The organism is Streptomyces sp. NPDC004721 (assembly GCF_053601495.1).
In genome coordinates, this window is sequence record NZ_JBSGBZ010000002.1 from 323,085 (window position 1) to 334,033 (window position 10,949).

Annotated in this window: 9 protein-coding genes; 6 read left to right on the forward strand and 3 right to left on the reverse strand. The window is 68.6% G+C overall.

The annotated features are described in order from the left end of the window. The first annotated feature begins 2 nt into the window (after nt 1-2). From ACWEK3_RS03175 to ACWEK3_RS03195, 5 genes are all read left to right on the forward strand, one after another. Nucleotides 3-2,207, forward strand: coding sequence for a peptidase domain-containing ABC transporter (locus ACWEK3_RS03175; protein ID WP_450538214.1), 2,205 nt, complete (start codon nt 3-5; stop codon nt 2,205-2,207). Further along, nucleotides 2,204-5,071: a type 2 lanthipeptide synthetase LanM gene (gene lanM, locus ACWEK3_RS03180; protein WP_453248767.1), complete on the forward strand. Its 2,868-nt coding sequence runs from the start codon at nt 2,204-2,206 to the stop codon at nt 5,069-5,071. The genes ACWEK3_RS03175 and lanM overlap by 4 nt, the downstream gene beginning before the upstream one ends. Before the next feature lie 5 nt (nt 5,072-5,076). Beyond that, nucleotides 5,077-5,244, forward strand: coding sequence for a hypothetical protein (locus tag ACWEK3_RS03185; RefSeq protein ID WP_361424052.1), 168 nt, complete (start codon nt 5,077-5,079; stop codon nt 5,242-5,244). A 7-nt stretch (nt 5,245-5,251) separates the two neighbouring features. Further along, complete coding sequence (locus ACWEK3_RS03190; RefSeq protein WP_453248768.1) at nt 5,252-6,235, forward strand: LLM class flavin-dependent oxidoreductase; 984 nt, start codon at nt 5,252-5,254, stop codon at nt 6,233-6,235. A 133-nt stretch (nt 6,236-6,368) separates the two neighbouring features. Further along, on the forward strand, nt 6,369-7,673 hold the full coding sequence (locus ACWEK3_RS03195) for an NAD(P)/FAD-dependent oxidoreductase (protein WP_450538219.1): 1,305 nt from the start codon (nt 6,369-6,371) through the stop codon (nt 7,671-7,673). Between the two features lie 263 nt (nt 7,674-7,936). Here the strand turns inward: ACWEK3_RS03195 and ACWEK3_RS03200 are convergent, their stop codons facing one another. From ACWEK3_RS03200 to ACWEK3_RS03210, 3 genes are all read right to left on the reverse strand, one after another. Beyond that, nucleotides 7,937-8,290: an antibiotic biosynthesis monooxygenase family protein gene (locus tag ACWEK3_RS03200; RefSeq protein WP_453248769.1), complete on the reverse strand. Its 354-nt coding sequence runs from the start codon at nt 8,288-8,290 to the stop codon at nt 7,937-7,939. A gap of 643 nt (nt 8,291-8,933) precedes the next feature. Further along, a complete protein-coding gene (locus ACWEK3_RS03205; RefSeq protein ID WP_453248770.1) occupies nt 8,934-9,461 on the reverse strand; it encodes a hypothetical protein in 528 nt (175 codons plus the stop codon). A gap of 128 nt (nt 9,462-9,589) precedes the next feature. Then, entirely contained in the window at nt 9,590-10,168 is a 579-nt protein-coding gene (locus ACWEK3_RS03210; RefSeq protein ID WP_450538224.1) for an RDD family protein, read from the reverse strand. Nucleotides 10,169-10,429: 261 nt separating this feature from the next. On the opposite strand from ACWEK3_RS03210, the gene ACWEK3_RS03215 reads away from it, so the two are divergent. Next, the gene (locus tag ACWEK3_RS03215; protein ID WP_453248771.1) at nt 10,430-10,900 is read left to right on the forward strand and encodes a hypothetical protein; all 471 of its coding nucleotides are present in this window, start codon (nt 10,430-10,432) and stop codon (nt 10,898-10,900) included. Nucleotides 10,901-10,949 lie beyond the last annotated feature (49 nt).

Below are 10,949 nucleotides of genomic sequence, written 5' to 3' on the forward strand. Positions count from 1 at the left end.
CCATGACCACGGACAAGACGAAGGACAAGCGGACAAAGGTCTTCACGGCCCGCCGGGTGCCGACCGTCACCCAGGTCACGCAGACGGAGTGCGGGCTGTGCTCGTGCGTCGCCCTGCTGCGGTACTACGGGCGCGCGGAGGAGATCGTCAGCGCCCGCGAGGTCATGGAGGCGGGGCGTGACGGCCTGTCGGCCAGCCAGCTCGCGCAGTTCCTGGAATCTCGCGGCATGCGGGTCAAGGCGTACCGGGTCAGGAACATCGCCGCCCTCGAGAAGTTCACCTCGCCGGTGATTCTCTACTGGGAGAACTACCACTTCGTCGTCATGGAGAGCTTCGACGGCCGGACGGCGGTCGTCATGGACCCGGCGGTCGGACGGCGCCGGATCAGCCGTGAGGAGCTGGAGAGCAGCTTCACCGAGGTCGTCATCGCCGCCGAGCCGGGCGAGCGGTTCGAGCGGAAGCGGGCCAGACCGCTCTCCGACTGGCGCAAGTTCCTGCTGGTCACGCCGGAGGCCAAGAAGCGCATAGGCATGGTGGCGCTGCTGTCGCTCAGCGGGTACGGGACGGTGCTCGGCATTCCCGTCCTCACCCGTTGGGCCGTCGACCGGTACGCCGACTGGCACGGACTCGGCGATTCGGCCGTCCTCCTGGGGGCCGTACTGGGCGCCGCCCTCTGCTATTTCGCGCTGCACCTGACGAGGATCGTCCTGCTGTCCTCGCTGATCGCCGTTCTCGGCAAGGACCTGATGAGCCAGACGTTCGCCAGGCTCCTCAACCTGCCGTTCAAGTTCTTCACCACACGGCCGCCGGGCGAACTGATCTACCGGCTCAACAGTGTGACGTCGGTACGGGACCTGATCTCGTCCCGGGTGGCCCAGGGTGTGCTCGACGTGGGGACACTGATCTGCGTCACGGTGTATCTGCTGGTCACCGAGTGGCGCCTGGGCTCGGTCGCCGTCGCTGTCTTCCTGCTGAACGCCCTGTACCTGATGAAGACCCGGTACCGGGTCACCGAGGCCGTCGACTCGGAGATCGCGTATCTCGCCAAGAGCCAGGGCACCCAGCTCGACGCCATCGTGTCGATTCCGGCGATCAAGATGGGCGGCTACGCCCAGGAGTTCCTGAGCGGCTGGAACGAGACGTTCAGCAACTCGCTGAACGCGATGAGGACGCGGATGCGTCTCCAACAGGGCCGCATCGCAGGGCTGTCGACCACCACGCAGATGTTCGGGCCGCTCGTCCTGCTGCTGCTCAGCCTCTACCTGGTCGGTCACGGCCGTATCTCCCTCGGGGCCGCCGTGTCGGTCCAGGCGATCTCCGCGACCTACTTCGCCCTGGCGAGTTCGGTGTTCCAGACGTACACCTCGTTCAACGAGGTGTCCCGGTACGTGACCCGGCTGTCGGAGATCTCCGAGGAGGAGCCGGAGTCGACGGGCGGCAGCCGTACCGAGCTCGACGTCCCGTCCATCAGCCTCAAGAACGTCGGCTTCCGGTTCACCAAGCACAGCGAACTGGTGGTCCGGGACGTCACCATGACGATCGGCGCGGGGGAGCGCATAGCCCTGGTCGGCCCCTCGGGTTCGGGGAAGAGCACGCTCGGCCGGATCATCTGCGGTCTCTACGAGGCCACGGCCGGCACGATCGAGTTCGGCGGCCATGACCTGACGGAGTACGACAAGAGCTCCCTGCGCCGCACCATCGGCTACATCCCCCAGGAGGTGCACATGCACAACCGCACCATCCTGGAGAACCTGACGCTGGGCAAGGACCTGTCCGAGGAGTACGTCCGCGACTTCTGCGCCAAGCTCGGCATCCTGGATTTCGTCAACGAACTGCCCATGGGGTTCCACACCTTGGTCTCCGACATGGGAGCCAACTTCTCCGGCGGCCAGCGGCAGCGGATCGCCATCGCCCGGGCGCTGCTGGGAAATCCGAAGATCCTGGTCATGGACGAGGCCACGGCGGCACTCGACAACATCAACGAACGCCGTGTCATGCGGGTCATCGAGGACATCGGGGCCACTCAGGTCGTGATCGCGCACCGCCTCGCCACGGTGCGGTCGGCCGACCGGATCTATGTCCTCGACAACGGCACGATCACGGAGGCCGGGACGCACGAGGAACTCCTCGGCGAAGGCGCCGTGTACGCGGATCTCTACGGTGAGGACCGCCGGGAGGACACGCTGGTGGGAGGCGAGCGAGCATGACGGACCCGCAGGTGGCAGTCGCCGAGTTCCTGCCGTTCTACACGAACCGGATACCCCGTCGTACGGTGGCCGACCGGCTGCTCGCCGGTATCTCCCGGGTGGCCGCGCCCGAGCACGCGGAAGAACTGGTCGACCAGATCTGGGAGGACCTGGTGACCACCGTGGAGGGACACTCCCTTCGCGTGCTGGTCGGTGAGTTCCACGAATTCCGGGAGTCCCGGGGACTCCCCATGTCCGCCGAGAGCGACGAGGCGCTCCGGAAGTTCCGCCGGCACCTGGCCGATCCCGGCAACTGCCGTGAACTCCTGGCCCGGTACGAGGTGCTCGGCCGCCGGCTGACCCTGGTCCTGGACCACTTCCTCGACGCCTACGACGACCTGTTCGCCGCCTGGCGTCAGGACCGGCCGGAGCTCGTGGCGCGCGGGCTGCTGGAGAGCGAGGACGAGACGCTCGCCGGCCTGCTCGCCACGGGAGGCGACCCCCACAACGACAACCGGCGGGTCATGGGAGTGCGCCTGGCCTCCGGCGGAAAGCTGGTCTACAAGCCGCGCACGCTGGACACCGACACCTTCGTCCGCGACCTGTATGCCGTGGCCGAGCCCTATCTCGCCCACACCCTCGACGGATGTGTGCCGAAGTCCCTGTCCGTCGGCGACCACGGATGGCAGCAGTTCGTCACCCCGCGGGCCATGACCACGCCCGACCAGCCGGGCCGGTACTTCTACCGCTTCGGCGCGCTGTGCGCGCTCTTCGGTGCCATCGGCGCGTCCGATCTCCATGACGAGAACCTGCTGGCCGCCGGCGAGCACCCGTGCGTCATCGACTCGGAGATGATGTTGCGGCCGGGCACCGGACCCGGGAACGACTCGCTGGAGCACCGGCTGATCAACCATGTCGAGCTGTCCGTCTCGGCGACCATGCTGGTCCCGAACGTCAGGCCCGACTCGCCGATCGACGTGATCATGGCGGGCGTCGGCGTCGGCGGCGAGCAGGTGTCCGGCAAGATGAAGAAGACCGTGATCCAGGACGCCGGCACGGACGCCGTCCGCCTGCGCTGGGAACCCCTTGTGTACCAGCACAAGGAGAACGTGCCGCGGCTCGGAGAGGAGAAGCTGGCGTCCGTTCGGTACTTCGGGGACATCGTCGCCGGATACACCGACGCGCTTCGGGCCGTCCGGGAGCGCGATGCGATCGAGGGCGTGCTCGACCGGTACGCGGAGCTGCCCATACGCTGCCTGATCCGCTCGACGATGGTGTACGGCCGCTTCCTCGACGCGGCCACACAGCCGCGCTACCTCCGCGACACGGGCGAGAACCAGCGCCTCCTGGGGCTGCTGAAGCAGTACCCCAGACACCTGTCGCCCGAGGCCCGCGCCTACGTCGCCGAGGCGGAGCGCGCCGCCATGGACACCGGGAACGTGCCCTACTTCACGCTACGGGCCGGATCCACCGAACTGGCCTCCGGCACCTCGCGGTTCGACGGAGCCCACGAGTCGTCACCGGCGGACTTCGCCCGGGCGGGCCTCGCGCTCAACGCCGGACAGAGCGACGTGTACCACCGGTTCGTGCTGGAGGAGTGCTTCGGCGAACTCGCCCAGGCGGCACCGGACGTGGTGTCCTCCCACAGCGTCTTCGCCCCCGTCGTCCACACCGCCCCGGACGAGCCCTGGTGGCCCGGTGTGGCCCGTACCCTCCAGGACACGCGGGTGTCCCACCAGGGCGAGCACGGTCCGGAGGCCGGCTGGATCGGCGGAGTGGGTCCCGACCGCGGGGTGCCCACCATCATCCCGGGGAACTACCTCTCGTTCCACGACACCGGAGGGGTCGTCACCTTCCTTCAGGACGCCGCGCGGCAGGACCCGGGGCTGCGGGAGCTGTATCTGAGTGCTGACCGCGGTCTGAACGCGCTCCTCGAAACGTACGGGGAGGCGCTGATGACCGCTCCCGAGAGCGTGTTCACCGGCGCGGCCTCGATGCTGCTCATCCGGCCCGACCAGCAGGACCGGGCCTGGGTGGAGCAGCTCCTCCGGAGGATCCCGGAGCGGATCGAGGCCGGCACGCTGGAGACGGACCTGGCCAACGGTCCCGCCGGATTCCTCATGGCCGTGCTGGCCCGTCTGGAGGCGGGCCAGGACGCACTGCTGGACGCCGGCCGGCTGTCGCGTCTGCGCGACCTGGTGCTCGATCAGGCCAAGGGAGCACGGGACCGCGCGTGGTTCGACGTCGCGCACGGCGACCTCGGGATGCAGTGGGCCCTGTCGCGGATCGGCCGCCTCACGGGTGACCGGGGCTTGACCCGCGCGGCCGGCGACTGGCTGACGGAGCAACTGGCCGAGGGCGAGCTGCCCCCGGTTCCCGGCTGGTGCAACGGTCACGCGGGTCTGCTGCTGGTCGCGGCGGAGATCCTCACGTCGGCGGACCGGCCGGAGGTGCTGACGGACGGCCGCCTGCCGGAGCTGGCGGACGGGGCGACGCGGCTGCCGGCCCAGGGTCCGGTGGACCTGTCGGTGTGCCACGGCACCAGCGGCGTGATCCAGTCGCTGATCGCGGCGAGCCGGATCCTCGGGGACCGGTCCCTGCTCGACCGGGCGGCCGGCTTCCGGCGGCGGGTGGCGGAGACGGCCCGCGGCAACGGGTTCCACACCGGATGCCCGGGAAGGACCTCGCTGTTGGGCTACATGTTCGGCTGGTCGGGCATCGGCCACACCGATCTGATGCTGAACACCGCACTCGACGGAACCGACCCGGCCTTCGTGCCGGTCGCGCTGACCGCACCGCCCGTACCGGCCCCGGCCGTACCACGGCAGCGTGACGCGACCGTCGTCGCGGAAGACTGGCGATCACGACCGAAAGCAAGGAAGTAGCAGTCATGAAGCAAGGCAAGCAAGGCAGTATGGCACCCGCGTTCCCTCTGTTCATCGGGGTTGTCATCGCGACCGTCGCCATCTCGCAGGACAACTGGGGCGGGGCCGCGCTCGGTGTGGCGGCCGGCGCCGTCATCTCGCTGATCGTGTCGGTACGTCGGCGGAGGCGGTGAGGCGACGATGAAGTACTCCGTGTTACTGCCGGTGGTGCCGGCCCGCCCCGAACCGGCGGTGATGTTCGCCAACCTCGTGCAGTGGACCGCTGCCGAACGTCTTTGGCAGGGGCAGTCGTTGGTGCTCGACCCCCACCACCTGGCCCAGTGGCTCGCCGGAATCGGCATCCGCGTCCCGATGGGATTCGGGGTGTCCCTGATGCCGATGCGGTCGCCCTACCAGGCGGCCTTCGAGGCGCGCTCGGTCGCACTCGCCACCGGTCATTCCGTCGTGGCCGGGTTCGGGCCAGGTCCGGTGTCGTTCCAGAGCGCCCTTCTGGGTCGGCCGTACGCCAGACCGCTGCAGGCCTCCCGGGAGTACGCGACGATCGTGCGTGCTCTGGTGTCGGGTGAGGACGCCATGGTCGAGGGCGAGTACTTCTCGGTGGCCGCCCGGCTGCTGCAGCGCCCTGCGCCACAGGTGGAGGTGGGCCTCGGGGTGCTGCGCCCGAAGATGGCGGCCCTCGCGGGCGAGGTGGCCGACCGGGCCATCACCTGGCTGCTGCCGGCCGGCTATCTCGCCGAAACGCTGGTCCCGGCGATGCGCGGCGCCGACCGCAAGCTCGAACAGCCGGTGCGTACCACGGCCATTGTGCCGCTGGCGGTCGCGCGCCCGGACCGCGACGTCACCGCCCTGGTCCAGGCGACCTGCGGAAACCATCTGCAGGCACCCCACTATCAGGACGCACTGCGGAAGGCCGGAATAGCGGTGTCCGACCAGGGCGACGCGCAGGACGCCGGGCGGGTCGTGGACGCGGGCGCGTTCCTGTACGGGACCGTCGAGCAGATCCACGAGCGGCTCGCCGAGTTCGCCGCGGCCGGGGTGGACGAGTTGGTCCTGAACACGATCGGTGTCGCGCAGGTCCACGGTCCGAAGGCGGCCGCCCAGGACCTCCTGCAGATCCTGGGAAGCGCGTCGGGCGTGTCGGCATCGGACGTCGGACTGACATGACGCGTGGGCAGCCGGGCGTACCGCCTGCCCGGCGTGGCGCGTAGGAGCCGGGTTCTCCTGGCCGGGGACGGCGTCATCTCCCCTCCCCTGATCACACAACTTGTCCATTCGTCAGCAGAGAGGGCGTGACCGCATGTCCCGTACCGAGAACGTCGATGTCGTCGTCGTGGGAGGGGGCCCGGCCGGTTCCACGATCGGAAGCCTGCTCGCCAAGTCCGGCCACACGGTGCTCATCCTGGAACGGGAGACCTTTCCCCGCTATCACATCGGGGAGTCCATGGTGTCGGGCATGGCTCCGCTCATGGAGGAGCTGGGCCTCATAGAAGAGCTGGACGCGCGCTTCCAGCACAAGAGCGGAATCTCCCTGCGGTGGGGCAGGGACCCCGAACCCTGGCGCAGCGACTTCTCGGCGGCCTTCTCCGCGACGGGCAGCCACTTCACCCACGCCTGGCACGTCACCAGGAGCGAGTTCGACCAACTGATGCTCGACAACGCCCGGAAGCTCGGCGCCACGGTCCACGAGGCGGCCCACGTCACCGAGATCCTGCGCGACGAGGCCGGCAGGGTGACCGGGGTGGCGTACACGCAGGACGGTGAGTCCCGTTGGGCCACCAGCCGCTTCGTGGTCGACGCCTCCGGACAGGGCCGTGTGCTGACCCGTCAGATGACGGAGACCACCTGGCAGGAGGACCTGCGCAACGTCGCGGTGTGGACCTACTTCGACTCCTACACCCCCATCGAGTACAAGGACGACATCCTTGTCGAGGCCATTCAGGGCGGCGGCTGGGTCTGGGGCATTCCGCTCTCGGACACCAGGCTGAGCATGGGCTACGTGCTGTCCGCCGGGAGGCTCTCCGAGGAGACCCGTGGCGGTCGCACCCAGCGGGACGTCTTCCTCGACTGCCTGGAGTCCAGTCACCTCGCCAGGACCATGGTCGACCTGGGGGCCGTCGGCGAGCTGAAGACCACACGTGACTGGTCCCATGTGTGCGACACCTTCCACGGTCCCGGCTGGGTCGCGGTGGGCGACTCCGCCGCGTTCATCGACCCCCTGTTCTCCTCCGGAGTGTGGCTCGGCACCTCCGCGGCCTGGCTGGCGGCGCGGGCGATCGGCGCCGCACTGGAGGACGCGGAGCAGGAGCAACTCGCCCTGGAGCGGTTCGACACGCTGTACCGCCAGATGTTCAAGGACATCCTGGCCTACGTGCGCTTCTTCATGGACCCGACCCGGCTGCGCGAGGAGTACGAGGAGCGGGCCCTGCAGATCCAGAAGATGGTCACGCAGAACTCGCGTGTCGGGTTCATCTCGATGATCTCGGGCGTGAGTGCCATCGCGGACGTCGTGGACTTCGACCCGATGAACGTCGAGGACGTCGAGGACGTCATGCAGGACTGGGACGAGCAGACCGCCGCCGCGAGCGGCACGGCCGGAGACTGACACCGCCGGAGCGTGAGGACTCCGACGGGGCGTGTGCCGGAACACACGTCGGTCTCACGGGCCGTCGGAACACGCCTGCACGCGTATTTCGCCACGCTGTACTACTCCGGTCCGCGTCCCGTGGAAGCGGTGGCCATCCAGGTGAAACCGGTTACAGCGGGACAGCCCCGGAGCCTTCCGTGATCATCGGGGGAGTGCCCGGGGCTTCGTCGTGCCCGGTGAAACCCGGCCATTGGTCAGCCTGCTGTCGGGCTCTGCGGGACCTACGTTCGCGTGAACCCGTGGCTCCGCTCCACTTTCGCCACATGCAGCGTGTAGCTCTGGTACCACTCGGCTTGCCCGCGCTTTTGCGCCGCGCGGTGCTCGGCGTTGCTCCGCCACTCCGCGAGTGCGTCGGCGTCGCGGAAGTACCCGACGGTGATGCCCAGCCCGCCAGGGGTCTGCGCGTGGTCCATCCCCAGGAACCCAGGGACGTCCTTCACCAGCTCTTCCATGCGTGCGTTGGTCTCGCTGTAGCCGCTCTGGTCCTGGGTGCGCACCGTAGTGAAGACAGCCACGTAGTAGGGGGGTTCAAAGGCCTCGACGGGCGCGGCAGGCGCTTCCGAGTGATCGCTCATGGCGCCACCGTAAGGCGGGATGCGCCCGACGATCCAACGTCCTTCCTGAACGGGACACATAGGGATCGGGCTCTTGATCAAAGCTGTCCGAGCTCTCTGCCGACTCCCGGAAACGGCCACGAGCCTGGGCTCACGCGCCGACGAACGGACCACCCGCACCCGCTGCCGGGGCTCGGCAACATCAAGGTCGCGAACGCCACTGTGTATGTCATCGACTCCGTTCTCCAGCCACCGTCCTGACACATTGAAGCGCTCCGGCTCCCTTTTCGCCGGAGTGCGCGATGTGCCGACGAGGCGGTGCGGAGGCCACACCGGACCGAACGCGGTCGACTCGGTTTCCGAGAGCATGCCCACGTCCGCGAGGGAGTCGCCGCCCAGCGCGACCTCGATTTCGTCTGGTCCGGGGCCCGTCCCGCGGAGGGTCTCCCAGTGATCCTGCAGCCCGCACGGCGGCGCTTACATCACACGGGCCCACACTTCGCCGGGTAGTCTCCGGTTGTCGATGCCGGAGACATCAGTCGCGCGGCGGGTGTGGTCGGATCCGACAAGCTCCGCGGGACGGGCCTCAGTACGCTGGGGCGTTGCTGGGAAGGACGGCTCCGCCCCGCCGGATCCCGACAGGCGGGGCGGAGCGGTCGGCTGGTCAGCAGCGCTTCGACGTGACCGCCTGGCCCGCCACCGGGTCGCCGGGGGCGCGCAGACTGCCGATGGCCGCGGTGCACTCCGTCACCGTGTCCGCCGGCAGGGACCAGAACTCCTGGACGTTGGTGGCCTTCCACGAGGCCTGGCCCACGACCTTGTCGCGCGCGTAGCTGTACACGCCGGTGCTGACGTCGTAGTCCTTGATCTTGCCGCGGAAGCTCTGCCACACCCACAGGTAGCCGTAGTTGCGGCCGCACTTCGGCGAGTAGAACTGCTTCACGGAGGCGACGTGCGCTCCTCCTCGGTCGATGTAGGCGGTGGCGCCGATCTGGTACGCGTCCGTGCAGACGCCGACGGCCTGGGCCTTGACGCTCATCGGGTTGCCCGCCTCGGACGGAGCGGCCGAACGTGCGGTCATGTGCTGCTTGTTCGGCGACGGAGCGGGGCCTGTGCCGGCCACGGCGGAGGTCGCCGGAAGGAGGACACAGGCGGACGCCGCCGCCGCGACCAGGATTCTGCGAGCACGCATGAGGAAGCTCCCCCTAGCACGTCGGGGGCGCGGGCTCCGAGCCCGGGACGTCGGGGCTCAACAAGGTTGGCCGAGCCCGCGTATCGGGCGATACGGCTGCCGGAGCGCCGCCGAACCGTGAGTACCGTTCACTGGGCCGGGACCACGACGGTCTTGGCCGCCTTGTCGTGCAGCGCCTGGTGATAGGGCTTGTCCCACAGCAACCACAGGACGTTGATCAGCCAGAGCACCCATACCGTGGACGGGACGGACTCCGGCAGGACGTTGATCGCCCAGAGTGCCCATCCGGCGTTCGTGAGGACCCCCGGCAGGCCGTAAGTCGCGGCGCGCAGCCAGCCAGGCCGGCCGGCCGGGAGTGATCCGTCATGGAGCATACCGACCTGGATCCTCATCCACTGCTTGCCGAAGGTCCGGCCGCGGGTGGTGAGCAGGTAGCCGTCGTAGCCGATGTACACGAGCCAGAAGATCACGCCCAGTAGCGCGCTCCCCATCAAACCGAGAGCAGGGTGAATGCGACCGTAGATCCACACAATGAGGTTGGAGGGGACTCCGATGATCAGGACGTAGTCGATGATCCGTGCCAGAAGCCGCCGCCACCTGGCCGCCAGTGGTGGCATACCGGCCGGCGGACCGGGTACGTCAGGCTTCCCCCTCAACGGCTCCTCCGGCGGTTCCTCGGAGCCCGGCGGTGGCTGATCGGTACTCATACGTGGAGTCAATCCCGGCAGTCCTGACCGCGCATGCGCCCTGACCCGTGCGGGTGGTCACCATCTGCTGTACCGGTGGCGCCCCACCTTCCCCAACCCACCACCCTCCCCAGCTCCCATCCCGTACGCCAGGGGCCGCGTCTGCTCGGCTCTGCCTGGGTCGATGGTGTGCGGGATGGGAGCCCCCAACATCCGCCACGACGGACCCGCGGTCGGAGACGGCGCCCCCCTCCTGGTGGCCGCGCGGAGGCAGGCGCTTGCATGCGTTTTTTCGCCACGTTGTACTACTGCGGTCCGCGTCCCGAGGAAGCAGTGGCCGTTCGGGTGAAAGATGTGACGTTGCCCGTTCCTGGAGCCGAGGACCAGTGGGGTGAACTTCTGATCCACACGGCGACGCCGGAGGTCGGCAAGCAGTGGACCGACACGGGGGAGATCCACGAAGAGCGCGATCTGAAGGGCCGTGTCGAGGGGGAGACCCGCACCGTGCCGGGGCATCCCGCTCTGACGCGCATCCTGCGGCAGCCGGTGTCTCTGGCCACGTATGCCCGCTGTGTCGAGGGGCAGCTTCCCGACCTCAAGAGGCGGCTCGAAGGTGAAACCCGGCCTGACCAGCGAAAAGCCCTCCCACTAGGGAGGGCTGACAAAGGCGCCCCCGGCAGGACTCGAACCTGCGGCCAAGCGCTTAGCTTGATTTTTATCCCCGCTGCTGTTTCAGGCGGACGTGTTCGGTGAGGGTTTCGGCTCGTTTCACGGTCTTCCCAGGTTCGTGCCGTGGTGCTGG